Raw genomic sequence first — 24,145 nt, forward strand, 5'->3', positions numbered from 1 at the left:
GAGCATTTAATGCTTTTTGTTGCAGCATCAAACGCCCACATTTATCGACTGTAATTTTTTAAAGATCATTCTGTACTGCGCTGCTGATAAAGCGTTTTGTTCATCAGCGAAGAGGCAAGATTATGAGGCGTTTCGTACATCTCGTCAAGCTCTTCTTTTTTTCGCTTCACTCTGCATTTGCATGCTTCGTTTCGCGAGGGACCGAACTATAGCAAGCCACCACCCGCTTTGGCAAGGGGTAGAATAATAAATTCTTCGATTCATACATCGCCCCATGCCAATCTCCCCTACTCGCAATGACGCGCTCGCTGTTCAACTCGACAACGCCATTAATAACAAGACCAAGCCGCTGGGTAGCCTGGGCGTATTGGAGGCACTGGCCAAGCAATTGGGCCTCATACAGAACACGCGGGCTATCTCTATTAGTAAGCCAGCGATCCTGGTCTTCGCTGCCGACCATGGCGTGGTGGCCGAGGGTATCTCCGCCTATCCGCAGGACGTGACCTGGCAAATGGTGGAGAACTTCCTGGCTGGCGGCGCCGCCATCAACGTCTTCGCTGCACAGAACAGCTGTGACCTGCGCGTGATCGATGCGGGCGTCAATCACGACTTCGGCCCGCGCAGCGGCCTGACTGACCGCAAGCTGGCCCATGGCACCCACAACTTTGCGCAGCAGCCCGCCATGAGCAGTGAACTGTGCGATACCGCGCTGGCCACCGGCATGGCCCTGGTGGCTGAACTGGAAGGCAATGTGGTCGGCTTCGGCGAAATGGGCATTGGTAATACCACGGCCGCCGCTGCCCTGATGCACAAGCTGACCGGCATCCCGGTCGCGCAATGTGTCGGCGCCGGCACCGGCTTGTCGGCCGAAGGCATACTGCATAAACAGCACGTCATCGAAGCCGCCGTCGCCAAGCACGTACATGCCACCGAAGCGCATGATGTCCTCGCCACCTTCGGCGGTCTCGAAATTGCCATGATGGCCGGCGCCATGCTGAAAGCGGCCGAACTGCGCAAGGTGCTGCTCATCGATGGCTTCATCGTTACCAGCGCACTGCTGGTCGCCGCCCGCATGCAGCCCGCCATTCTGGATTACTGCGTGTTTGCCCACTGCTCCAACGAGAACGGCCACCAACAGATGCTGGAAGCGCTGAACGCGAAACCTTTGCTGAACCTTGGTCTGCGCCTGGGCGAAGGGACTGGCTGCGCACTCGCGCTGCCGCTGCTGCACGCTGCCGCCAACTTCCTGAACCAGATGGCCACATTTGAGTCGGCCCAGGTCAGCGAAAAGTCCGAGTAAGCGATGCATCAGCTCCGCCTGTTCTTCACTGCCCTGCAGTTCTTTACCCGCTTGCCCATCCCTGGCTGGGTAGGCTTTGATCCTGCGTGGCTGAACCAGGCCTCGCGCTACTTTCCGCTGGTCGGTGTCGTGGTGGCGTCAATTACTGGCGGCGCCTATGCATTGGCGTCGTACTTCCTGCCAGCGCCAGTTGCTGTAGTTATCTCCACCGCAGCCGGCATCTACGCCACCGGCGCCTTCCATGAAGATGGCTTTGCCGATATGTGCGACGGCTTCGGTGGCGGCATGACGCAGGAGCGCGTGCTGGAGATCATGAAGGACTCGCGCATCGGCGCTTACGGCGCGATCGGCACGCTGTGCATGCTGGCGCTGAAACTGGTGACGCTGTCCATGCTGCCGCCGCTGGCCGCGATTGGCGCCTTATTCGTGGCCCATCCGCTTTCCCGCCTGATGGCGGCCTCGCTGATCTGGCGTCTCGATTACGCACGCGCAGAAGGCAAGGCCAAGCCGCTTGCACAGAAAATGAGCAACCGCGAATTCCTGATCGCCGCACTCACGGTTGCCCTGCCTGTCATGGCGGCCGGTGCGCTGCACTGGCTGCCAGTATCTGCGCTGTTCAGCGGCGTGGTGGCAACGGCCATCGCGACGTTCTGGCTGGCCCGTAAATGCGTGCACCGCATCGACGGCTACACGGGCGATTGCCTGGGCGCGGTGCAGCAGGTGACCGAAGTGATGTTCTATCTATGCGTCCTGGCCAGCTTCACGCGATGACGCTGATACTGGTCCGCCATCCCCAGCCGCTGGTCGCCCCAGGCATCTGCTACGGCAGTACCGATCTGGCGGTCGCGCCCGAGCAGCTGGAGCAAACACTGGCGACGCTGCGGCTGCCCAGCGATCTGCCCATCTATTCCAGCCCCCTGCGCCGCTGCGCCGAATTGGCCGCCCGCCTGACGCCAACGCCACACTATGATGCCCGCCTGGCCGAGATGCATTTCGGCGACTGGGAAATGCAGCCATGGGACGCCATCCCCCGCGCAGCCATCGACGCCTGGGCCGCCGACACGGTCAACTACCGCCCCGGCGGCGGCGAGAGCGTATTGCAGATGGCGCAGCGCATCAGCGCATTCCACACGGCGCTGCAAGGCCAGTCCGCCATCGTCATCTGCCACGCCGGCGCCATCCGTTTGCTCACTGCCTGCCACGCCGGCCTTGCCCCTGCGGAGATGGCGCGACAGGCCGCGCAAAGCGCCCACCAAATCCCCTACGGCTCCACTTTGACCCTTTAAACCCGTATAATGTGCGGGTTTTGGTGCCCGCATGTCTGTTCAGACCTGCAGTTAAACGGGAAACACGAAGCCATAAAAGCCAACGTGTGCTGCCCCCGCAACGGTAAGCAAGCGTCGCCGCTGTACGCGACACATCACCTCTTATAACCACTGTGCCGAGGCATGGGAAGGTAAGGTGGTTCCACTTGTTAGCCCGGATACCGGCCAAACCAGGTGGAAGCGGGCTGCCCCTCGCTTCTGTTCACAATTGGCCAACGGGGACGTCGGCCAGTTGCTACTAACAGAAATAACATCATGACCCTTCGTATCTCCCGTCCTGCGGCGCTGTCGTCGCTGGCATTGGCCATGGCTGCCTGCTACGCGCACGCCGAACCAGTCAACAATGGCACCGTGGTTGTCACCGCCACCCGTACCCCGCAACCGCTGGCCAACGTCATCAGCGATACCATCACGATCAGCGCCGAGCAGATTTCGGAATCGGGCGCCGGCTCCATCATCGACCTGCTGCAGCGCCAGCGCGGCATCGAGATCGCCCGTAATGGCGGCGCAGGTACGGCGTCCAGCGTCTACATCCGTGGCGCCAACAGCAACCACAATATCGTGCTGGTGGACGGTGTGCGTATCGGTTCCTCGACCACCGGCGCCGCCAACTGGAGCGCCATTCCGCTGACCGCGATTGACCATATCGAAATCGTCTACGGCCCACTGAGCTCCCTGTACGGCGCCGACGCCATCGGCGGCGTCATCCAGATTTTCACCAAAAAAGGCAAAGGTGCGCCAAGCGTGACGGCGTTCGCAGGCTACGGCAGCGACAAGACGCGCGAAGCCGACGCCACCCTGTCCGGCGCCACCGGCGGTGAGCATAGCTTCAGCTACGCGATCAGCGCCGGCAAGGAAAAATCCGACGGCTTCTCGGCCACGCGCCCGGCCAGCGGCTCATACAACCCTGACCGCGACGGCTACGACAAGGAAAACGTCTCCGGCCAATTCAGCCTGCAACTGGCGCCCGGCTACGAAGCCGGCGCACTGTTCTTGCACAGCAAACTGGATTCGCAGTACGACAGCGGCGCGTCAGCATATGATGTCCGCAGCAAGGCGCTGTTTGAAACCGCCGCCCTCTACGGCAAGGCGCAGTTTGTATCGAACGTCGACACCCTGCTGCAATACGCAGAGAGCAAGGACAACGGCGAAACCTTCAGCAGCGCGGCAGCTACCGGCTACTCGCGCATCAATACCAAGCAGACCGACATCACGCTGCAAAACGACATCCGCATTGGCGAAGATGTATTGCAAGTGCTGTACGATCACCGCAAGGAAGAAGTGGACACCAACGGTTTCAAGCTGGACAAGCCGGAACGCACCACCAACTCCTGGGCCGCATCCTATAACGCCCGCCGCGGCGCCAACCTGCTGAACGCCGCCATCCGCCGCGATAAATCGGTGTACGGTGCGAAGAACACCGGCTCGCTGGGCTACGGCTACGACTTCACGCGCCAGCTGCGCGCCACCGCCAGCTATGGCACCAGCTTCCGCGCGCCGACCTACAATGAACTGTACTATCCAGGCTACGGCAATCCTGCCAACAAACCGGAACAAGGCAAGAACGCAGAAATCGGCATCCGCTGGGATGACGGCGTCAACGCGATCAGCGCCAACTACTACCGTAACCGCCTGACCGATCTGCTGTTGAGCACCACGCCATGCCCATTCGGCACCAGTACCGGCAAGTCCTGCGTGTACAACATCGCCAACGCCACGCTGGAAGGCCTGACCGTCGCAGGCGCCACCAAACTGGCCGGGGTCAACCTGAATGCCAGCATCGACCTACAAGATCCCAAAGACGACAACAGCGGCAAGCGTCTGGCACGCCGTTCGAAGAAACACGGCAACCTGAGCGCCGACTACGCTATCGGCCAGTGGAAGCTGGGCGCGGAGCTGGACCTGTCCGGCGACCGTTACGACGATGCACTCAACAAGACCCGCCTGGGCGGCTATGGCCTGGTGAACCTGTTCGCCACCTACGCCATCACGCGCGACTGGTCGGCGCTGGTCCGCTGGAATAACATCGGCGACAAGCAGTACGACCTGGCGAATAACTACGCAACGCCAGGCTCCAAGGTGTTTGCCGGTATCCGTTACGGCTACAAATAATGGTGTAACCTGCCGGGGTTGGCCACCTTCCCCGGCAGTTTTTTTGAAAGCAGTGCATGCATTCTTTCTCCCGCAATCTGCGACAGCGCGCCGTCATCACCTTCACCGGGTTGGTGCTGTTTGCGTTTGCCAGCCTGATTTTTTCGGGCATGACCGGTTCGGTCTCGATTCCCATTTCCGATATTCCCGCAGCGCTCAATGAACTGCTGCACGGCCAGCAATCGACGCTGGCAGCCACCCTGCTCGACCTGCGCCTCAGCCGCGCGGTCTCCGCTTTCGCCACAGGCGCAGCGCTGTCGCTGGCCGGCGTGATGATGCAGGCATTGCTGCGCAATCCGCTGGCCGATCCGTATGTCCTTGGCATTTCGGCCGGCGCCTCCGTCGGTGCGCTGGCCGCGTTGTTATTCATGTGCGCCGCCTGGATGGTGGATGCCGCCGCCTTCGTCGGCGCCGTCACCGTCGCCATGATGCTGTATCTGCTGGCCAAGCGCGACCTGCGCAGCGGTACCGCTGCCGAAGGCGGCACCGCGCTGTTGCTGCTGACCGGCGCCATCATGTCTTCCGCCTGCATGGCGCTGGTGACGCTGATGCTGTCCGTCGCCCCGGAAAGCCGCTTGCGCAGCATGGTGTTCTGGATGATCGGCGATCTGTCCGGTACCCAGGTGCGCGTCATGCCATGGGTGGTCCTGATCGCTGCGCTGGCGTATGCGCTGCGCATTGCCCGCTCCATCAACGTCATGGCGCTGCATGCGGAGGCCGCCGCCACGCTGGGCATCCGCGTGGGCGCGCTGCGCAAAGGCCTGTTCTTCGTCTCCGGCCTGCTGACCGCCAGCGCCGTCACCAGCGCGGGCAGCATTGGCTTTGTCGGCCTGATTGTGCCGCACGCCTGCCGCTTTGCGGTCGGTCCCGACCACCGCATACTGATTCCGGCCGCCACGCTGGCCGGCGGCACCTTCCTGCTGCTGGCCGACACGCTGGCCCGCACCGTGATCGCGCCGACCCAGCTGCCAGTGGGCGTGGTGACGGCGCTGATCGGCGCCCCGGTCTTCCTGTATCAACTGCATCGGCTGCGCAAATGATGATCGGTACTCACAACCTCTCCCTCAGCATCGGCCAGCGCCAGCTGGTCACGGACCTGAACTGGCAGGTGGCCGAAGGTGAATGCTGGAGCATCATCGGCCGAAATGGCGCCGGCAAAAGTACGCTGATGCGCGCACTGGCGGGACTGCGTGGCGTGGAAGCTGGCCATGTCGCCCTGTCCGGCAAGCCGCTGGCGGAATGGCCGCTGGCGGAACTGGCACGCCAGCGTGCCTTCCTCGCCCAAAGCCGCAGCGACGCCTTTGCTTACAGCGTTATCGAAACCGTGCTGTCGGCACGCCATCCCTATCACGGCAACCGCTACTGGGAAGACAGCGACGATCACGCGATCGCCTTGAAATCGCTGGAAGCCATGGAAGTCGCCGACCTGGCCGGACGCGATGTGCGTACGCTGTCCGGTGGTGAACGCCAGCGTGTCGCCATCGCCGCCATGCTGGCGCAGGACACGCCGCTGCTGCTGCTCGACGAACCCGCCAATGCGCTCGACCTCGCGCACCAGGTCAGCGTGATGAATATTCTGGCGCGCCTGTGCCGCGAGCAGGGCAAGACCGCCGTCATGATCGGCCACGATCTGACGCTGGCGCACGGCGTCTCCACCCACGCCCTGCTGCTGAAAGGCGATGGCCGCTGGCTGGCAGGCAGCAAGGATGATGTCATGCGGGAGGACATCCTCAGCGACTACCTCGGCCATCCGATTGAAGTCATCCAGCATGGTGCACGCAGCATCTTTATCCCTAACGAGAACACACTATGAGCGACGAGATCAACGAACGTCACCGCGTCCGCATGGAACGCAAAAAAGCCATTATCGATGCCAAGATTGCCGCTGCGGACAAGCAAATCGGCATCATCATCGTCAACACCGGCAACGGCAAAGGCAAAAGCTCCAGTGGCTTCGGCATGGCGATCCGCGCCATGGGCCATGGCATGAAAGTCGGCGTGGTGCAGTTCATCAAAGGCGCAATGCAGACGGGCGAAGAGCTGTTCCTGCGCCGCTTCCCGGAAGAGATCAGCTTCCACTCCATGGGCGAAGGCTATACCTGGGAGACCCAGAACCGCGAACGCGATATCGAAAAGGCCGAACTGGCATGGGAGCAGGCCAGGAAATTCCTGGCCGATCCGGAAATCGGCCTGGTGATATTCGATGAGCTGAACATCGCCCTCAAATACCGCTACCTGGATGTGGAAGTGGTCATCAACGATCTTCTGGCACGTCCACCAATGCAGCACGTGGTCATCACCGGCCGTGGCGCGCCACCGGAACTGATCGAGATTGCCGACACCGTCACTGAAATGAATGTCGTCAAACACGCTTTCAAGGCCGGCATTGGCGCGCAAGCGGGGACCGAATGGTAAAAGCCCTGCTGCTTGCCGCTGTCGCATCGGGACAAGGCAAGACCACTGTCACCGCAGCACTGGCGCGCAAGCTGGTCCGCCTGGGACGACGCGTGCGCGTATTCAAGTGCGGCCCGGACTTCATCGATCCCATGCTGCTGGAACGCGCCAGCGGCGCACCGGTGCGCTCGCTGGATTTGTGGATGGTGGGTAAAGAGCTGTGCAGCCTACAACTGGCGCAAGCCGCTGCGGAAGCGGACGTGATCCTTATCGAGGGCGTCATGGGCCTGTACGACGGCACACCCTCATCAGCCGACCTGGCGCGCGAATTCGGCGTGCCTGTGATGGCGGTGATCGACGCAGGCGCCATGGCGCAAACCGCCGGCGCCCTGGTGCTCGGGTTGCGCGACTATGGCCCGGTCGAGATGGCCGGTGTCATCGCCAACCGCGTCGCCAGTGAAGGCCACGCCAAAATGGTGGCAACCTCGCTACGCGACATTCCACTGTTCGCCACCCTGCCCAAGCAGGCCAGGTCACTGCCGGAACGCCACCTCGGCCTGGTCCTGCCGGGTGAGGTGAATGATATCGACCAGCTGCTTGATGAACTGGCCGACCAGCTGGTGTTCGACCAGGCAGCGTGGGACAGCCTGCGCCCGGTCGATCTGGGCGCCGCGCCCGCCGCCACGCAAACGGAACCGCTGCTGGCCGGGAAAACCATCGCCATTGCGCGCGACGCCGCCTTCATGTTTATCTATCCGGCCAACCTGGACACACTGCGCGCCCTGGGCGCGACGTTGAAATTTTTCTCGCCGCTGGCCGATGAAACGGTGCCGGCAGAGGCGGACGCGGTCTATCTGCCTGGCGGCTACCCCGAGCTGCACGCCGCGCAGCTGTCGCAGGCAGGCAACTGGCAGGCCTCCATACGCGCAGCGCACGCAGCGGGCATGCCGATTGTCGCTGAATGCGGCGGCATGATGGCGGTGGCAGACACGCTGGCGGACCAATCGGGCACAGTATGGAAAATGGCAGGCCTGCTGCCCGGTGCTGTGGCCATGCAGCCACGGCTTGCGGGACTCGGCTCGCAAGGCCTGCCCACGCCGCAAGGCATATTGCGCGGCCATACCTTCCACTACTCGAAACTGGCAACGGACGTGGCGCCAGCCGCGTACACTAGCAAGCATCCCTCCGCTATACAAGGTGAGGCATGGTACCGCGCAGGATCGCTATCGGCCTCGTATTTTCACGCATACTTTCCATCCAATCCGGCGGCAAGCGCCGCTTTGTTTCTTAGGAGTGTGATATGACACGTACACTGGTTCTGGGCGGCGCCCGCTCCGGCAAAAGCGCTTATGCTGAGCGTCTGGCCGCCGACTCGGGCAAGGAAGTCCTCTACATCGCCACCGCCACTGCTGGCGATGGTGAAATGGCGGCACGCATCGCCCACCACCGCGCCGGCCGTTCGCCGGAATGGACCACGGTTGAAGAGCCGCTGGCACTGGGCAACCAGCTGCTGCGCTGGTCCTCGCCCGACCGCCTGATTATGGTGGACTGCCTGACGCTATGGCTCAGCAATCTGCTGTTCAGTGGCGGAGAAGAATATCCGGACGTTGGCGAGATCATCCTGCCGGCCCTGTTCCACGAACAGCAAGACATGCTAGCCAGCGCCCTGACCAAGTGCGCCAGCGACGTCGTGATGGTGTCGAATGAAGTCGGCCTGGGCATCATGCCCCTGGGCGCCGTGTCGCGCTGCTTCATGGACGAACAGGGACGCCTGAACCAGGCTGTCGCGTCGATCTGCGACCGCGTGGTGTTTGTGGCCGCAGGCTTGCCGCTGGTCTTAAAAGGATAACCGTGCTGAGTGGGCTGAGCTTTTCCACCATCGCCGTATTGATGGTGGCCGCAGTGCTGCTGGATCTGTGGTGGGGCGAGGTGCGCCGCTGGCATCCGCTGGTCGGTTTTGGCAACCTGGCCATGGCGCTGGAGCGCCGTCTCAATCGCGAAGGCCCGTTACGCTTTTTGCGCGGCGTGCTGGCGTGGATGCTGGCCGTGCTGCCCTTGACGGCACTGGCCGCACTGCTGGTCCATGCACTGGCCATGCCACTCGCGCAGTCTGTAGCTCACGCACTGCTGTTATATTTCGCACTTGGCTTGCGCAGCCTGCGCGACCACAATCTGCCGATTGCCGATGCGCTGGCCAGGAATGACCTGCCCGATGCCCGCCGCCTGACCTCCTACATCGTCAGCCGCGACACCACCAGCGCCAGCGAGATCGAGCTGACGCGCGCCAGTGCCGAATCGCTGCTGGAGAATGGCAACGATGCCGTCTTCGGCACGCTGTTCTGGTTCATCGTTGCAGGCGGGCCTGGCGCCGTGCTGTTCCGCATGGCGAATACACTGGACGCGATGTGGGGCTACCGCACGCCAAGGCTGCTGCAATTCGGCTGCGCCGCAGCCCGCATCGACGATGCGCTCAACTACATTCCCGCCCGTCTGACTGCGTTGTCCTACGTGCTGCTGGCGCCTGGCCTGCAAGGCAAACGCCGGGCATGGCAATGCTGGCGCGCGCAAGCTCCGGCATGGGATAGCCCAAACGCCGGTCCGACCATGGCCAGCGGCGCTGGTGCGCTTGGCGTGCAGCTGGGCGGCGCAGCCATCTACCACGGCCAGCTGGAACATCGCCCGGTGCTGGGTGACGGACCACCCGCTACCGGCGCCGATATCAACCGCGCCTGGCTGCTGGTCGCGCGCACCACCGCGCTGTGGCTGGCCATCGCCTGTACTGTTGCGGCCATCATGGAGTACACACATGCTTGAACACGGCGGCAATCTGCGCGACGCCGCAAAACGCTTTGGCCGCGAGGACTGGGTTGATCTGTCCACCGGCATCAATCCCCATTGGTATCCGGCGCCGGTGGTGGCGAACAATGCCTGGCATCGTCTGCCGGAGCCTGATCCAGCGCTCACCGCTGCGGCGCAAGCTTTCTACGGCGCACCGCAGATGCTGCCGGTGGCTGGCACGCAGGCAGCAATTCAGGCGCTGCCCCGTTTGCGCACCCCATCGCGCGTGGCAGTCAGCGCGCCATCCTATGCGGAGCATGCACACCACTGGGCCGGCCATGGCCATGCGATGACGCTGACGCCCTATGCAGACCTGGCGGCCGCTGTCGCCCATCACGATGTCGTTGTCGTCGTCAATCCGAACAATCCCACCGGCGACGTCGTCCCTGCCGCCCAGCTTCTGCAATGGGCCGGCGACCTGGCGGCGCGTGGCGGCTGGCTGGTAGTCGATGAGGCGTTTGGTGATACGGCGGCGGGCAACAGCGTCGCCGCGCACACCGCGCAACCTGGCCTCATCGTACTGCGCTCGGTTGGCAAATTCTTCGGCCTGGCCGGGATTCGTCTGGGCTTTGTAGCGGCCCACGCCGGTCTGCTGCGCGACCTGGCGGACCTGCTGGGTCCATGGACCATCAGCGGCCCGGCGCAGCAGATCGCTGTGGCGGCCCTGAGTGACCAGGCCTGGCAGGCAGCGACGCGCAAGCAGCTGCATGCCAGCGGCGAACGTCTGCGCGCACTGCTGGCGGCGCACGGCATTCAATCCTGCGGCACGCCACTGTTCCAGTGGTGGGCGGAGCCCCAACCGGAAGCGTTCTGGCAGCACATGGCGGAGCGCGGCATCTGGGTACGGCTTTTTACGCAAGCGGCACGCGGCATCCGTCTTGGCCTGCCGCCGGACGAAGCAGGCTGGCAACGCCTGCAAGCAGCACTCACTGAATGGAGCAAGCAATGAAAAAACTGATCTTCGCCACAGCCCTGCTGGCTGCGGCCACCGCCAGCGCCAGCGCCAGTGCTGCCCCCATCTCGGTGCGCGATGATGACGGCAATGTCGTCACGCTGCAAAAGCCGGCGCAACGCGTGATCGCCATGGCGCCGCACGTGACCGAACTGCTGTTCGCCGCCGGTGCGGGCGAAAAAATCGTCGGCGCAGTCACCTATAGCGATTATCCGGAAGCGGCAAAGAAGATTCCGCATGTCGGCGACAACCGTCTGATCGACATGGAACGCGTGGCAGCCATGAGGCCCGACCTCATCGTCATCTGGATGCACGGCGGCTTCGAGCGCCAGATTGAAGGCCTGCGCAAACTCGGCATCCCACTGTTCCACAGCGAGCCGGCCAAACTGGATGGCATTGCAGACAACGTGGTGCGGCTCGGCCAGTTGATGGGCACCGAAACCGTGGCCAACGCCACCGCCGCCGACATCCGCGCGCAATTTGCCGCGATGGCGAAGCAGTATGCCAACCGCCCGCCGGTACGCCTGTTCTATCAGGTCTGGGACAAGCCGCTGTACACCTTGAATGGCAAATCCATCGTCAGCGACTCCATCCGCCTGTGCGGTGGTGTCAACATCTTCGCCGACCTGAAGGTGACAGCACCGGTTGTCAGCATCGAAGGCGTGTTGCAGGAAAATCCGGAAGCCATTTTCGGTACCAGCGAAAAAGACTACGGCAGCGTCGATCTGTGGAAGCCCTATCCCAATATGCTGGCTGTGAAAAACAACAATCTGTTCCGACTGCAGGGCGACCTGCTGAACCGCGCCGGCCCGCGCATGGTGGCAGGCACCAAGGCCCTGTGTGAAAAAATCGAAGAAGCCCGCCAGCACCGCAAATAATATGAAGTTCCCTTATTCCACCCTGATGGTGCAAGGCACCACCTCCGACGCCGGCAAAAGCACCGTGGTTGCCGCCCTGTGCCGGCTGTTGAAACGACGTGGCGTACGAGTGGCGCCGTTCAAGCCGCAGAACATGGCGCTGAATAGCGCCGTCACCGCGGACGGCGGCGAAATAGGCCGCGCGCAGGCCTTGCAAGCCATCGCTGCCGGCTTGCAGCCGCACACCGACATGAATCCGATACTGCTCAAGCCATCGAGCGACATCGGCGCCCAGGTCATCATCCACGGCAAAGTGCGCGCCCAGATGAATGCGCGCGACTACCATCAATACAAAACCGTGGCCATGCAGGCCGTACTGGAATCGCATGACCGCCTGCTGGAGCAATACGACAGCGTGGTGGTGGAAGGCGCGGGCAGCCCGGCGGAAATCAATCTGCGCGACCGCGACATCGCCAACATGGGCTTTGCGGAAAAGGTGGACTGCCCGGTAATACTGGTGGCGGACATCGACCGTGGCGGCGTGTTCGCCCACATCGTTGGCACGCTGGCCTGCCTGTCGGAGAGCGAACGCAAACGCACCATTGGTTTCGTCATCAACCGCTTCCGTGGCGACATCAAGCTGCTGGAGCCTGGACTGGACTGGCTGGAGCAGCAGACCGGCAAGCCGGTGCTGGCCGTGCTGCCCTACCTGCATGGCCTGTTCCTGGATGCTGAAGATGCCGTGCAGCCGGTACAGGCCGAGCGCGGCGCGTTCCGCGTGGTGGTCCCCAGCCTGCCGCGCATAAGCAATCACACTGACTTTGACGCACTGCGTGCTCACCCGGACGTCGATCTGCGCTTTGTCCGCCAGGGCGAACCGATTCCGCCAGCAGATCTCATCATCCTCCCCGGCAGTAAAAACACGCGTGGCGATCTGGAATGGCTGCGTGCCCAAGGCTGGCCGGCGCAGATCCAGCGCCACCTTCGCTACGGCGGCAAAGTCATCGGCGTCTGCGGCGGCTTCCAGATGCTGGGCCGCGAAGTGACCGACCCACTGGGCATGGAAGGCCAGGCCGGCGTATCGCCCGCACTCGGCCTGCTCGACATGCGGACGGAAATGAGTCCGGACAAGCGGCTGGTGCAAGTCCAGGGCACCTGCGCCTTCGACCACGCACAAGCACCGGTCGCCGGTTACGAAATCCACATGGGCGTGTCCACCGGCAGCGCGCTGGCCAGGCCTGCTTTCTTCATCGACGGCCGCCCGGAAGGTGCGCTGTCCGACGATGGCCAGATACTGGGCACCTACCTGCACGGTTTGTTCGACACGCCGCAAGCCATCAGCGCCCTTCTCCGATGGGCCGGGCTCCATTCGGACAACACCGTGGACACTTCCGCCCTGCGCGAAGCCAGTCTGGATCGGATTGCCGACGCCACGCAGCCACTCCTCGACGCACTGATCGCATTGAAATGAATCCGCACGCTTACACCGACGCCGAAATCTTCGGCGTCTACCGCGCCATCCGCGAACGCCGCGATGTGCGCCACTTCAAACCAGGTCCCTTGGAAGACGGCCAGCTGAAACGTTTTCTTGAAGCCGCCCACAATGGCCCCAGCGTCGGCTACATGCAACCATGGCGCTTCGTCCGGATCACAGACGGCGCACTGCGGGTGCGTATTCACCAGCATGTGAACGAAGAGCGCATCAAGACTGCGGAAGCGCTGGGCAAGCGCGCCGAAGACTTCATGCGTCTCAAGGTGGAAGGCATACTGGAATGCGCGGAAGTGCTGGTCGTCGGCCTGATCGACAAGCGCGATGAGTACGTGTTCGGCCGCCGCACCATGCCGGAGATGGACCTGGCCTCCGCCGCCTGCGCGCTGCAAAATTTCTGGCTCGCTGCGCGCGCGGAAGGCATCGGTGCGGGCTGGGTCTCGATGTTCGATCCGCAGCAGCTGCGCGAGATCGTCGGCATGCCGGAAGGCAGCCAGCCGATCGCCGTGCTGTGCGTGGGGCAGGTGCACGAGTTCTACACCGCGCCCATGCTGGAACTGGAGAAGTGGGACCAGCGCCGGCCGATCAGCGAGATTCTGTTCGAAAACCGCTGGGACAACGCCGCCTGATGCTTACGCCGGGCATTCCTCGATGCGGCGATTGCCCGGCCCCGGCAGCACACGCAGACTGCGTTCCGTCGCTGCCGTGAACTCATGCTTGAACACCGTATCGACAAAGCGCCAGTCGCAGCGCACCTGATCGTGGCTGGCGGTGACGATCATATAGCCTCGCTTGCTGGTCTGCGCGTAATACAGCGGTTCGATCAGATCCACCATCATGCTGGCCACATCTTCCGGGTCACGGTCGTGATACGCGCCCTCCATGCCCGGCGATGACACCGACGCGGTTGCAAACTCCACGCCTACCTGCTTGCCCTGCACATCGTGCAGATCGCTGGCCCAGGCGTTATGGGTGTCGCCTGCCAGCACCACCAGGTTTTTGCGGTGTTTCTGCATCATTTCAAACACTTGCTCGCGGTCGGCCTGATAGCCGTCCCACGAATCCAGATAGCACGGCAAGGTCGTGCCAGACAGCCAGCGCTGCTGCTTCGCATTGACGCAGGATGGATCTGCCTTGGCGCGTTTCTTGAGTGCGGAATAATCGGTGCAGTTGCACTCGCCCATGACCACGGCAGTGGGGTATTCCATGCGCGCCATCAGCACCTGCTGACCCAGCATCTGCCAGCGCGCCCTGGAGCGAACCACCTGCCCTTCCAGCCATGCCATCTGTTCACGGCCTATCATCTGGCGGCGCGGCGAGCAGACATCCTGCTTGTACTTCTCCACGTCGAAGTGTTTGTGCTCGTCGTAATAGGAAGACATCATCAGCTGCTGGTCACGCGCGATCAGGCGCGTATCGAGCATGTGCAGCGAAACGATGCCGCCGAAGTCGAACGAGCGGTAAATCTTGTCCGGCGTTGCCGCATCCGGCACGCGTATCGGCATCCATTCGTGATAGGCCGTTATCGCCGCCAGCTTGCGCAGTTCGAACGGACCATACTTGCTGGCCTTGTGATCGACCGAGCCATCGCGCCAGGTATCGTCGGCGAATTCATGATCGTCCCACACCACGATAAACGGCATGGCCGCATGCACGGCCTGCAAATCCGGGTCCGACCGGTACTGCGCGTAGCGGCGGCGATAGTCGTCCGTACGCAACAGCAGCTCGCGCGGTTCGGACACGCGGCCCAGCGCCTCCGCATTGCCGCAGGCGTAGCCCGTGCTTTCGTATTCGTAGATGTAGTCGCCGATGTGCAGCGCGGCGTCGATATCGTCTTGGCGCGCGGCGTCGGCATAGACGTTGAAATAACCGGCTGGATAATTCGAACACGAGAACACCGCCAGCCGCACCTGGCGCACGTCGCTGCGCGCCAGCGTCTTGGTGCGGCCGACAACCGACTTCTCACCATCAATGGCAAACTGATAGTAGTAGACATGGCCGGGCAGCAGGCCGCCGGCATCCACCTTGACCGTGAAATCGCGCTGCGCTGAAGTCACCACGCTACCCTGGCCGATGAGATTCTGCATGGCCGGATCGGTGGCCATCTGCCAGTGCACGGGCATCTCGCCCGTGTGGCCGTGCGGCGGCGTGATACGCGTCCACAGGATAACGCGGTCGCTGAGCGGATCACCACTCGCCACGCCATGGCGAAAACCCGGCGCGCCATTGTCGGCAATGCCGGCAGCAGTGCTGGTACACCCGCTCAAGCCACCCGCGCCCACGCCCAGCAACGCGGAGGATGCGGCCATCTGGCGGATAAAAGTACGGCGTCCGGTTGGTATTGGCGGTTTGATCTCCATGTCCTCTCCCATAGGCCGTAGCGATGTCCGCAACTTACGCCCCATACGTGACGCGTGTGTGACCGTTCTGTTTATTTTGTGTGACAATCACCACATGAACGACACCGCCGCCAAGCGCTACCTGCCCTGGGTAGTCGCCACCACCCTCTTCATGGAGCAGCTGGACTCCACCGTCGTCAACACGGCGATTCCCTCCATGGCCGCCAGCTTGCAAGTGACGCCACTGAGCCTGAAGGCGGTTGTGACCAGCTACATCCTCAGCCTCGCTGTCTCCATTCCCATCAGCGGCTGGATGGCGGACCGCTTTGGCACGCGCCGCGTGTTCATGACGGCGATTGCCATTTTCACTTTCGCCTCCGTGCTGTGTGGCCTGTCGGTCAACTCGCCCATGCTGGTGGCGGCGCGTTTGTTGCAGGGCTTTGGCGCGGCCATGATGATGCCGGTGGGGCGGCTCACCATCGTCCGCACCTTCCCCAAGCATGAGCTGCTGGCGGCCATGAACTTCGTCATCATCCCGGCGCTGATCGGACCACTGCTCGGCCCCACCATCGGCGGCTTGATCGTGCACTGGCTAAGCTGGCGCGACATCTTCTTCATCAACGTGCCGGTAGGCCTGGTGGCGATCTATCTGGCGCACCGCTACATGCCGGACTACCACGGCGACCATCCAAGGCCGCTGGACCTGATCGGCCTCGTGTTGTTCGGCACCGGCATCGCTTTGCTGTCATGGCTGCTGGAAGTGTTTGGTGAACACAAGCTCGATGTGACCTCGGCTGCGGTGCTGCTGTTCATTTCCATCAGCCTGCTGGCCGCGTATGCGTGGCATGCCAGGGAGGCGCCCTTCCCGCTGCTGCGCCTTGCCTTGCTCAAGGTACGGACCTTCCGCGTGTCGGTGCTGGGTGGTTTCATCACACGTATCGGCGTGGGCGGCCTGCCGTTCCTGCTGCCGCTGCTGTATCAGCTGGGCCTTGGGCTGCCTGCCTGGCAATCCGGTTTGCTGATGATGCCATCCGCTGCAGCCGCCATGGGCATGAAGGTGATTTCCACACGCGTGCTGGCCCGCTTCGGCTACCGTCAGGTGCTGACGGTAAATACGCTGCTGATTGGCCTGACCATCTGCATGTATTCGTTTGTGCAGGCAGGCACACCGCTGTATGTGATTGTGGCGATCGGCCTGTGCCAGGGCTTCTTCAATTCGCTGCAGTTCTCCAGCATGAACAGCATCGCCTACGCCGACGTGGAGGGGCCGGACGCCAGCATGGCCAGCACCATCGCCAGTTCCATGCAACAGCTGTCGATGAGCTTTGGCCTGGCGGCGGGGTCGCTGGTCACGGGCTGGTTCCTGGGCGACCTGCCGCAGTCCAACCGCGTGGCGCTGACATCGGCGCTGCACCACGCGTTCATTGCGCTGGCGGTGCTGACCGCCATCTCCTCGGCCACTTTCTGGACGCTGCGCAAAACGGATGGCGAAGCAATCAGCCACGCAAAGCGGCCGGACGAAGGATCAGCCGATTGACATACGGGTCCAGCACCAGCGGTCCGTGATACTGCTCCGGCGTGTAGCGGTAGGCATAGCTGGGCAGCAGCGAGTACTGGATCTGCAACATCAATCGTGGCTGCTCCAACGGCGCCGCGCCCTTGTGGATGCCAGCGGTGTCCACCGCAAAGCAGAAGCCACGTGCACCGGTGGCGATCAACAGGTCTTCGGCGCGATGCCTGGCGAGGATTTCGGCGTCGCTGTAAAAGCGCAGCCGCATCGGAGCTTTGGTCAGATGGCTGCCATGCAGATAAACATGCGGCCCGGCGCCGTCATCCACATCGCTCAGGTAGACCAGGATTTTGAGATAGCGCCAATCTTCCGAATCACGGTGAAACGCTTGCAGCACGCTGCCGCCCGGTACGGGGAACGACCAGCGCAACCCCAGCGCGGAGATGGTCGGCTTGCATGTCAGGTAGCGCGCAGCAAGTCCCAGCAGCGGCGTGCTGTTTGCCAGCGACAGGATATGGGGACAGGCGATGACCTCCCGCAGATGATAGTCGGCGACGCGCACGCCGTGCGGCCGTTGCGCCAGCGTGAAGCCGCTGCGTTGGCGGTCGCGGTCCGTGAGCAGCTTGTCCGCCAGCCAGGCACGGATATCACTGCACTGGGTGTCGCTGAGCAGATTGCCCAGCGGTGCGTAGCCACTGACACGCAGCGCCAGCAGCGCCGTCTCCTCGGCAGAATCGCGGGCGCACAGTTCGTCGCCCGCGCCCTGCCGCAGCCGCAGGGCGCCACTCAACGCGCGTACCACCAGGCGCCGCAACGATGGCGCAGTCACCATGCGCTGGCTGTAGTACAGCAGGCTACGGAGTGGCGAAAACTGGCTGCCAGGTTTTAACTGTGCGTATTCCATCGGGCTGTCCTCTCAGGGTAATCCCTGAGAAGGTAGCAACCCGGCGGACGCGCCGCCTTGATGTGGACTAAACCTTGTGGCGACGGCGACGCGCGATGGCGCCGACCAGCGCCAGCCCGGCAAACATCATGGCATACGCCTCAGGCTCGGGTACTGCCGCAGCGACCTTGGTGTAAATGCCGTCAAATGCATACGTCGCGCCCAGGCCGTTGATGTGGGTCGCACCGATCAGCGCCAGGAAGCTGGCGTCCGACGAATAATCACCCTGCAAACGGAAGGCGTAGGCGCCGGCGGCGGCTTCGGTGAAGGTCAGCGTTTTGCCATGGATGACCGTACCCAGCGAGCCGAAGGTCAGCGAGGAACCACCGAGCAGCACCGCCGAGTCATCGGTCAGCGACAGGCTGGCAAAATGCTGGCCATCAGCGCCGGCGTTACTCAGGCGCAGCGTGCCGCCATTCAGGATCAGCGCGCTATCAGCCGACAGGCGCTGGGCGCCATCCAGCGTCAGGCTGCCGCCGCTCAGCTGGGTAGCGCCAGCATAGGTGCTGACGCCGGAGAAGGTGACATCGCCACCCTTGATTTCCACCTTGCTGAAGTTGGCAATCGCACCTGCATACGAGAAGCTGCCGCCCGTGCCCGGGTTCACCACCAGCGTGTTCTGGTTGCCGCTGCCGCCACTGATGCTGCCGAGGATGGTACCGCCGGTGATGGTGACGCTGTTCTTGCCGCTGCCCAGCTCAATCGCCTTGCCGCTGCTGGAACCGTTGATGATGCCGCCGGTCACAATGGCGGTGTTATCCAGCCCGCCCTTGATGGCCGCATTGACCGCACCGCCGCCGATGATGGAGGCGCCAGCGCTGTTATTGATGGTCACCGTGTAGCCGCTGGCCGCGCCTACCGCCACGATGGCCGAATCACTCTGGCCACGAATCACGCCGCCGGCCTGGTTGGTGATGACAGCGTGGCCATACAGGCCCTCACGCGTGCCTTCCGGTGCGCCTTTGACGTCATTGCCGGCCAGCGTGATGCCGCGGCCGACCGCCACCGTATTGCCGGCGCTGACCAGCCCTTCAATCGTGCCGGAGTTGATGATGGTGCCACCGCCCACGCTGATGCCTTCGCTGTAGGCCTTGGTTTCCCCCTTGGCGGCAAACGCGTCGATCGAGCGGATGATGCCGGTGTTGGTGATATTGGCGATGCCGTCCATATCGACACCATCGCCATCGCCGGTCACGCCCTGGCCGGTGATGGTGCCATGGTTCACCAGCGTCAGCACCTGCTTGCCGCTAAAGCCGTCCAGGTTGATGCCGGAACCATTGATGCCACGGATGATGCCGCCCGCCGCGTTGGTCACGGCAACGGTGAAGGCCACATCCGTATCCGGGCCGCCGGTGATGCCGTGGCGGCCGCCTTCGATCAGGCCGGTGGCATAGTTGAACACCTGCACGCCGGTGGCATTGGTTTGCAGGTCGATGGCGTCGCTGCTGCCCTTCTTCGGCGTCACCGACTGGATGGTGCCGTAGTTGTTGACCACGCCGTTCATGCCGGGACGTACAGCGTCAGCCTCGGTGGCCTTCAGCAAGCCATAGTTGTTGACCACATTGCTGCCGGTGACGCCATTAAAATCCACCGCCTGCGAACCGCCTTCGCTCGGGTTCAGCGAAATCATGGAGCCATAGTTATTCAGCGACACGCTGGACTTGCCGGTGAGCTGGATGACATCGGCGTCGGCCGCCTGCATCAGTGCGCCCGCGTTGTTGTTGACGGTCAGGTTGGCATAGCCGACGCTGTCGCGGATCACGCGGCCAGTGCCGGTCTGCTTGAGAATATTGTTGTTGGTGAGGGTGACATTGGCGCCGCCGATGGTCACCGCGTTGTCCTTGCCGCTGACAATCAGCGAACCCGTGGCCGCGACCGTGCCGCTTTGGCCACCCGCCAGCGTTTGCGCCTTGGTGCTGGCGCCAGTGATGGTACCGGGGAAATCCGCTGCCGTTGCCATGCCCATAGGCAGTGCGGCGATCAGCAAAAATTGAATGGCGGAGGCAGATTTCGGCAGTACGATCGGCATGGCTTTGTCCCGTTAATGTTGTGAGCAAACTTCCAATATCCCATAAAATTATTACAAGCTTGTGACGGTGTTATGACATCACAACACACGCTGTGCGCCGCCCAGGGAAGCTGATAAGCTGCCGGGCATTTTTAATTCAGGGAGTCTTCATGCAGAAGTTTGCCGCGTGCGTTACGGCACTGAGTGCGGCGCTCATTGCCGCCGCTGCTTGCACCATCGCCTTTGTCCACCAGGCGCCGGAAACCGGCACGCCCTACCAGGCCGTGGCGCTGATGAATGGGCAGATGTTTTTTGGCAAGCTGGAGGACAGTAGCAGCGCCTACGTCACGCTGCGCGATGTGTTCTATATTCAGGGCCGGCAGAATCCGGACACCAAGGCGGTCACCAGCGTGCTCATCAAACGCGGCGGCGAAGCGCATGCACCGGACCGCATGCTCATCAACCGCCAGCAGGTGCTGCTGATCGAACCGGTCAAGACCGATTCGCACATCGCCAAACTGATTGCGGAGCAGAACGCGGCGCAATAGCCACGTTTGCTCCGCCGGGGCGTGGCATCAGAACGACGTCAGCGCCTTGCCGAACTTGATCAGCCACAGACGGCTTGGGCGCTCGGCGTCCGCACCACGTGCCACGCGAATGCTGTTGGCCGCGTTGCAACCCGCCGCGCTGCTGGTGACAATGACGCCATTTGCATCGATATTGCACTTGGTGACATCCGCGTCTTCAATCGCCTTGCCGTTGGCATCGAACACCTTGGTTTTCAGGCCGAAGTCGTTGTCGTTGGCCAGCGCCAGCGTGTTGCCGTCAACGATGGTCAGGCCTTCCGCCTTCTCTGCCAGCCAGCCGATCGCGTTCAGATCCAGCAGCAGGGTTTTCTTGAGCGAGGTGACGGCCTTCCAGTCGGCGCCATTCACCGCCGCGCCGCCCATGCTGCTCTTCTCCAGGTCGGAAGTGGCCGGGTTGAACGCCGTAGCAGCGATATCGGTCGCCGCGCCGATTTCCACCAGCATCAGCTTGTTGAACACCTTGCCGCTCGGCGCCGCGCCCTGCTCGATCACAATGAACTTGCCGTTACCCAGCGCAACCACATCACCCAGCTTGGCGTTGCCGGTGCGGCCATCCTGGTACTCGCTGGCCTCCAGCGGATAGGCGTACATCTTGCCCGCCTTGCCGGTGGTCGGATCAAACTCAGTCCAGCGGGTGAAGCGCGCGAAGCGTTCGATGAGCTCGCTCTTGCCCGTCACCGAATACGGCGTGCTGCCATCGGTCAGCGGGCTTTGCAGGAAACCGTGCAGCTTGTCGGTGCTGGTGTCGAGCGCCAGGCCTTCCATGCCGCGGTTGGCACGGCGTTTCAGGAAGATGTCCGGCAAGCCGCTGCCCGGCGCGTACTTGTTCAGGATAATGCCGGTGGCTGGATCGATCTTGACGATGAAGGGACCATACTCGTCCGATACCCACAGCACATTGCGCTTCTTGTCGACCACAATGGCTTCGGTATCCAGGCCGTTGACATCGAAAGTAGCTTTGCTGCTGGCGTCATATTTCATGGCATCCAGCACCGGCAGCTCAGCCGAATTGCCCACCGTGCCAGGCGGGATCGCCAGACCGCTGGCCTTCACATTGGCCGAGGCCTTGATCGGCGTGGACGAAGTCAGCACCGCGCCGTTCTTGCCCACCGTGATGACCCCAAATGCCGGCGCAAAGCTCGGCGACGGGAAGATCTTGGCGCCGGTCACACCGCTGCCGGTCAGCGCCGGCAGGTTGGGGCCGTCACCGTTGGGACCACGGTCGGTCAGGCCATAAAACTCCAGCTCGCCATTGGCGTTGGTGCCTTTGAAGGCCAGCGAGGAGCCGTAGGACGGCAGGAAGCCCAGCGGGAAGTCTTCCTTGACCTTGGCATTGGCGCCTTCGTATGGAACGTAGTAGCTGCTGGCAGCCTGTACCTGGTAACGCGTCACGGTCACCGACACCGCGCCCAGCGGCGTGGTCTGGTTGAAGGTTTCGTTGACGGGCGTGCCGACCCTGGATGCCAGCGTATCTTCGAAGTGTTCGCGCACCAGTGCGCGGCGGCTGTCGTCCACACTGCGCGCGGCGTACTTGGCGCCAGCGGCGGTCAGGTTGGCGCTCAAGGCCGTGTTGAAGGCGTCGGCAGCCGCGTTGAAGTCGGCGGACTTGCTGGCCAGCGCGGTCTTCACATCCGCCGTCAGCTTGATGCCATTGGCGGGGTCGCTGTCTTCATCCAGCAATTGCAGCGCCAGCAGACGGTTGACGACCTTGCTGTCCTTGACGTCGCTCACGCCCGCAAGCTGCAGCGGCGTGATGGTGGCGGCGCACGGCGCGCTGCCCAGTGCGATGCCGCCTATGCTGAAGGTCACGGTATCGCCGGCATAGCAAGTGAACTCGCCCTTGGCATTGGTGCTGGCCTTGGCGGCCGTGCCGGCCACATAGTCCAGATTCTCGACTGCGCCGTCCAGGAACACCCCGCCCATGGCGACTTTGGCTGGCTGTTCCGGCGTTGCAGGATGATCGCTGCCGCCACAACCCGCCAAGACGGAAAACACCGCCAGCGACATCAAGGAGAATTTTTTCATCCTTATCTCTCTACCCTTGGTTGGAAAAGCGGCAATCTTAGTCATCGTACATGACCGCGTAATGACAGTATTGACACCACCTATAAAACACCTATACTAGCCACACCCCTTGCCACCGGATCCGCCGCCTTGAAACCTGCCCGACGCCACCCGCTGTTCTGGATACCCTCCCTGTATTTCGCTCAGGGACTGCCATATGCCACGGTGATGACCATGGCCGCCATCATGTACAAGCGGCTGGGCGTGTCCAACGAACAGATCGCCTGGTGGACCAGTCTTCTGGGTATGGCATGGGTGGTCAAACCCTTGTGGAGTCCGCTGCTGGAAATGCTGCCCGGTAAAAAGTGGACCATCGCCGCCTTCCAGGCCTTGGGCGGCGCCTGCCTGCTGGGCGCCGCGCTGGCGCTGGGCGGTCCGGGATTCTTTACCTTCAGCGTCGCCATGCTGGCGTTGCTGTCGCTGGCCTCCGCCAGCCACGACGTGGCCGCAGACGGCCTGTACATCAGCCAGCTCACGCCACGCCAGCAAGCCATGTACTCGGGCTGGCTCAGCACCTTCTGGAATGGCGGCCGCCTATTTGTGCAGGGCGCACTGGTGGTGCTGGCGGGCGAGCTGGAAGCGCGCTATGGCGTGCATCGCGCCTGGCAGGCCGCGCTGGCCTTGCCCGGCGGCGTGCTGCTGCTGCTGGCCGCCTATCACTGCTGGGCAGCGCCAGCCGATACCGCCACCGCAGCGCGCGGCCAGCTGTGGCGCACCAGCGCCGATGTGCTCCGGAGTTTCCTGCGCAAGCCCGGTATCGGCACCGCCATCCTGTTCGTGCTGCTGTTCCGCATGGCCGAAGGACAGGTGCAGACGATCGGCCGCTTGTTCCTCATCGACACGCGCAGCAATGGCGGCCTGGGCATGAGCACGCTGGACATGGGCATCGCCTACGGCAGTTTCTCGACCGTGGCTTACATCGTCGGCAGCATCCTTGGCGGCTACTTTGGCGCCTGGCTGGGACTGCGGCGGGCGATGTTTCCGCTGATTGTGGCGATGAACCTGCCTACGCTGACCTTTTGCTACCTGAGCATGGCGCTGCCCACCAGCCTGACTTTGATTACCGCAGTCCTGAGCGCGGAGATGTTCGGCTTCGGCTTCGGTTTCGCGGGCCTCGTGATGTATATGATGCAAGTGGTAGCACCGGGCAAATACCCGGCCGCCCACTACGCGCTGGGCACCGGCATCATGCAGCTGGGACTGGTACTATCGACCATGGTCAGTGGTAAAATCCAGGCTTGGCTCGGCTATCACGACTTTTTCATCTGGGGCTTGCTGGCCGCGTTGCCCTCGCTGCTGCTGACCTTGTCAGTGGCGCTGCCGGGTAAGCCGTCCCAGGCTGCTGCCGCAGCAAGCCCAGCCTGACCGTTTCGAATGCATGCAGGACC

The 24,145-nt window shown here is 62.8% G+C and carries 21 protein-coding genes and 1 riboswitch; of the genes, 17 read left to right on the forward strand and 4 right to left on the reverse strand.

The genetic code is table 11. From position 1 onward, the window contains the following. The first annotated feature begins 274 nt into the window (after nucleotides 1–274). The 14 genes from cobT (at nucleotide 275) to bluB (ending at nucleotide 13,935) form a co-directional block, all read left to right on the forward strand. The gene (cobT, locus tag BUA36_RS29090) at nucleotides 275–1,300 is read left to right on the forward strand and encodes a nicotinate-nucleotide--dimethylbenzimidazole phosphoribosyltransferase (RefSeq protein WP_072790804.1); all 1,026 of its coding nucleotides are present in this window, start codon (nucleotides 275–277) and stop codon (nucleotides 1,298–1,300) included. Between the two features lie 3 nt (nucleotides 1,301–1,303). After that, complete coding sequence (locus BUA36_RS29095; RefSeq protein ID WP_072790808.1) at nucleotides 1,304–2,071, forward strand: adenosylcobinamide-GDP ribazoletransferase; 768 nt, start codon at nucleotides 1,304–1,306, stop codon at nucleotides 2,069–2,071. Next, the gene (locus tag BUA36_RS29100) at nucleotides 2,068–2,586 is read left to right on the forward strand and encodes a histidine phosphatase family protein (protein ID WP_072790811.1); all 519 of its coding nucleotides are present in this window, start codon (nucleotides 2,068–2,070) and stop codon (nucleotides 2,584–2,586) included. The genes BUA36_RS29095 and BUA36_RS29100 overlap by 4 nt, the downstream gene beginning before the upstream one ends. Before the next feature lie 4 nt (nucleotides 2,587–2,590). Next, nucleotides 2,591–2,809, forward strand: a riboswitch (cobalamin riboswitch). Nucleotides 2,810–2,880: 71 nt separating this feature from the next. Next, nucleotides 2,881–4,737: a TonB-dependent receptor domain-containing protein gene (locus tag BUA36_RS29105; protein WP_072790814.1), complete on the forward strand. Its 1,857-nt coding sequence runs from the start codon at nucleotides 2,881–2,883 to the stop codon at nucleotides 4,735–4,737. Between the two features lie 56 nt (nucleotides 4,738–4,793). Next, nucleotides 4,794–5,816: a FecCD family ABC transporter permease gene (locus tag BUA36_RS29110; RefSeq protein WP_072790817.1), complete on the forward strand. Its 1,023-nt coding sequence runs from the start codon at nucleotides 4,794–4,796 to the stop codon at nucleotides 5,814–5,816. Continuing rightward, on the forward strand, nucleotides 5,816–6,589 hold the full coding sequence (locus BUA36_RS29115; RefSeq protein ID WP_072790881.1) for an ABC transporter ATP-binding protein: 774 nt from the start codon (nucleotides 5,816–5,818) through the stop codon (nucleotides 6,587–6,589). Before BUA36_RS29110 ends, BUA36_RS29115 begins: the two co-directional genes overlap by 1 nt. Next, complete coding sequence (gene cobO, locus BUA36_RS29120; protein WP_072790819.1) at nucleotides 6,586–7,191, forward strand: cob(I)yrinic acid a,c-diamide adenosyltransferase; 606 nt, start codon at nucleotides 6,586–6,588, stop codon at nucleotides 7,189–7,191. Before BUA36_RS29115 ends, cobO begins: the two co-directional genes overlap by 4 nt. After that, complete coding sequence (locus tag BUA36_RS29125; protein WP_072790823.1) at nucleotides 7,185–8,474, forward strand: cobyrinic acid a,c-diamide synthase CobB; 1,290 nt, start codon at nucleotides 7,185–7,187, stop codon at nucleotides 8,472–8,474. Before cobO ends, BUA36_RS29125 begins: the two co-directional genes overlap by 7 nt. Beyond that, complete coding sequence (gene cobU / locus BUA36_RS29130) at nucleotides 8,471–9,019, forward strand: bifunctional adenosylcobinamide kinase/adenosylcobinamide-phosphate guanylyltransferase (RefSeq protein WP_072790826.1); 549 nt, start codon at nucleotides 8,471–8,473, stop codon at nucleotides 9,017–9,019. Before BUA36_RS29125 ends, cobU begins: the two co-directional genes overlap by 4 nt. Nucleotides 9,020–9,021: 2 nt before the next feature. After that, nucleotides 9,022–9,984 (forward strand): adenosylcobinamide-phosphate synthase CbiB, encoded by a 963-nt coding sequence (gene cbiB / locus BUA36_RS29135; RefSeq protein ID WP_072790828.1) that lies wholly within the window; start codon nucleotides 9,022–9,024, stop codon nucleotides 9,982–9,984. Further along, nucleotides 9,977–10,957: a threonine-phosphate decarboxylase CobD gene (gene cobD, locus BUA36_RS29140; RefSeq protein ID WP_072790831.1), complete on the forward strand. Its 981-nt coding sequence runs from the start codon at nucleotides 9,977–9,979 to the stop codon at nucleotides 10,955–10,957. Before cbiB ends, cobD begins: the two co-directional genes overlap by 8 nt. Further along, entirely contained in the window at nucleotides 10,954–11,838 is an 885-nt protein-coding gene (locus BUA36_RS29145; protein ID WP_072790834.1) for a cobalamin-binding protein, read from the forward strand. The genes cobD and BUA36_RS29145 overlap by 4 nt, the downstream gene beginning before the upstream one ends. Nucleotide 11,839: 1 nt before the next feature. Next, on the forward strand, nucleotides 11,840–13,288 hold the full coding sequence (locus BUA36_RS29150) for a cobyric acid synthase (RefSeq protein ID WP_072790837.1): 1,449 nt from the start codon (nucleotides 11,840–11,842) through the stop codon (nucleotides 13,286–13,288). After that, nucleotides 13,285–13,935 carry a 5,6-dimethylbenzimidazole synthase gene (gene bluB / locus BUA36_RS29155; RefSeq protein WP_072790840.1) on the forward strand — a complete coding sequence of 217 codons (651 nt, stop codon included), beginning with the start codon at nucleotides 13,285–13,287 and terminating at the stop codon, nucleotides 13,933–13,935. The genes BUA36_RS29150 and bluB overlap by 4 nt, the downstream gene beginning before the upstream one ends. A gap of 3 nt (nucleotides 13,936–13,938) precedes the next feature. Here bluB and BUA36_RS29160 read toward each other — a convergent pair whose 3' ends face one another. Continuing rightward, nucleotides 13,939–15,666 (reverse strand): alkaline phosphatase D family protein, encoded by a 1,728-nt coding sequence (locus BUA36_RS29160; RefSeq protein WP_084560412.1) that lies wholly within the window; start codon nucleotides 15,664–15,666, stop codon nucleotides 13,939–13,941. Nucleotides 15,667–15,760: 94 nt separating this feature from the next. Here BUA36_RS29160 and BUA36_RS29165 point away from each other — a divergent pair, with 94 nt between their 5' ends. Beyond that, nucleotides 15,761–17,182, forward strand: a complete 1,422-nt coding sequence (locus BUA36_RS29165; RefSeq protein WP_072790843.1) for a DHA2 family efflux MFS transporter permease subunit — start codon at nucleotides 15,761–15,763, stop codon at nucleotides 17,180–17,182. Here BUA36_RS29165 and BUA36_RS29170 read toward each other — a convergent pair. Together BUA36_RS29170 and BUA36_RS29175 are read right to left on the reverse strand one after the other, a co-directional pair. After that, a complete protein-coding gene (locus BUA36_RS29170) occupies nucleotides 17,142–18,059 on the reverse strand; it encodes a phytanoyl-CoA dioxygenase family protein (RefSeq protein ID WP_072790846.1) in 918 nt (305 codons plus the stop codon). The genes BUA36_RS29165 and BUA36_RS29170 overlap by 41 nt on opposite strands. 67 nt (nucleotides 18,060–18,126) lie before the next feature. Beyond that, nucleotides 18,127–20,127 (reverse strand): FxDxF family PEP-CTERM protein, encoded by a 2,001-nt coding sequence (locus tag BUA36_RS29175; protein ID WP_072790849.1) that lies wholly within the window; start codon nucleotides 20,125–20,127, stop codon nucleotides 18,127–18,129. Nucleotides 20,128–20,276: 149 nt separating this feature from the next. Here BUA36_RS29175 and BUA36_RS29180 point away from each other — a divergent pair, with 149 nt between their 5' ends. Then, complete coding sequence (locus BUA36_RS29180; protein WP_072790852.1) at nucleotides 20,277–20,654, forward strand: hypothetical protein; 378 nt, start codon at nucleotides 20,277–20,279, stop codon at nucleotides 20,652–20,654. 27 nt (nucleotides 20,655–20,681) lie between these two features. Here BUA36_RS29180 and BUA36_RS29185 read toward each other — a convergent pair whose 3' ends face one another. Next, complete coding sequence (locus BUA36_RS29185) at nucleotides 20,682–22,718, reverse strand: esterase-like activity of phytase family protein (protein WP_072790855.1); 2,037 nt, start codon at nucleotides 22,716–22,718, stop codon at nucleotides 20,682–20,684. A 129-nt stretch (nucleotides 22,719–22,847) separates the two neighbouring features. Between BUA36_RS29185 and BUA36_RS29190 the strand changes: the two genes are divergently transcribed. Continuing rightward, nucleotides 22,848–24,122, forward strand: a complete 1,275-nt coding sequence (locus BUA36_RS29190; RefSeq protein WP_072790858.1) for an MFS transporter — start codon at nucleotides 22,848–22,850, stop codon at nucleotides 24,120–24,122. Nucleotides 24,123–24,145: the final 23 nt, after the last annotated feature.

It is taken from the genome of Duganella sacchari, from assembly GCF_900143065.1.
In the GTDB taxonomy this organism is placed as follows: domain Bacteria; phylum Pseudomonadota; class Gammaproteobacteria; order Burkholderiales; family Burkholderiaceae_D; genus Rugamonas; species Rugamonas sacchari.

Coding starts and splice junctions, on each gene's coding strand:
- cobT (WP_072790804.1), top strand. CDS start 275: ATGCCAATCTCCCCTACTCGCAATGACGCGCTCGCTGTTCAACTCGAC.
- BUA36_RS29095 (WP_072790808.1), top strand. CDS start 1,304: ATGCATCAGCTCCGCCTGTTCTTCACTGCCCTGCAGTTCTTTACCCGC.
- BUA36_RS29100 (WP_072790811.1), top strand. CDS start 2,068: ATGACGCTGATACTGGTCCGCCATCCCCAGCCGCTGGTCGCCCCAGGC.
- BUA36_RS29105 (WP_072790814.1), top strand. CDS start 2,881: ATGACCCTTCGTATCTCCCGTCCTGCGGCGCTGTCGTCGCTGGCATTG.
- BUA36_RS29110 (WP_072790817.1), top strand. CDS start 4,794: ATGCATTCTTTCTCCCGCAATCTGCGACAGCGCGCCGTCATCACCTTC.
- BUA36_RS29115 (WP_072790881.1), top strand. CDS start 5,816: ATGATCGGTACTCACAACCTCTCCCTCAGCATCGGCCAGCGCCAGCTG.
- cobO (WP_072790819.1), top strand. CDS start 6,586: ATGAGCGACGAGATCAACGAACGTCACCGCGTCCGCATGGAACGCAAA.
- BUA36_RS29125 (WP_072790823.1), top strand. CDS start 7,185: ATGGTAAAAGCCCTGCTGCTTGCCGCTGTCGCATCGGGACAAGGCAAG.
- cobU (WP_072790826.1), top strand. CDS start 8,471: ATGACACGTACACTGGTTCTGGGCGGCGCCCGCTCCGGCAAAAGCGCT.
- cobD (WP_072790831.1), top strand. CDS start 9,977: ATGCTTGAACACGGCGGCAATCTGCGCGACGCCGCAAAACGCTTTGGC.
- BUA36_RS29145 (WP_072790834.1), top strand. CDS start 10,954: ATGAAAAAACTGATCTTCGCCACAGCCCTGCTGGCTGCGGCCACCGCC.
- BUA36_RS29150 (WP_072790837.1), top strand. CDS start 11,840: ATGAAGTTCCCTTATTCCACCCTGATGGTGCAAGGCACCACCTCCGAC.
- bluB (WP_072790840.1), top strand. CDS start 13,285: ATGAATCCGCACGCTTACACCGACGCCGAAATCTTCGGCGTCTACCGC.
- BUA36_RS29160 (WP_084560412.1), bottom strand. CDS start 15,666: ATGGAGATCAAACCGCCAATACCAACCGGACGCCGTACTTTTATCCGC.
- BUA36_RS29165 (WP_072790843.1), top strand. CDS start 15,761: ATGAACGACACCGCCGCCAAGCGCTACCTGCCCTGGGTAGTCGCCACC.
- BUA36_RS29170 (WP_072790846.1), bottom strand. CDS start 18,059: ATGGAATACGCACAGTTAAAACCTGGCAGCCAGTTTTCGCCACTCCGT.
- BUA36_RS29175 (WP_072790849.1), bottom strand. CDS start 20,127: ATGCCGATCGTACTGCCGAAATCTGCCTCCGCCATTCAATTTTTGCTG.
- BUA36_RS29180 (WP_072790852.1), top strand. CDS start 20,277: ATGCAGAAGTTTGCCGCGTGCGTTACGGCACTGAGTGCGGCGCTCATT.
- BUA36_RS29185 (WP_072790855.1), bottom strand. CDS start 22,718: ATGAAAAAATTCTCCTTGATGTCGCTGGCGGTGTTTTCCGTCTTGGCG.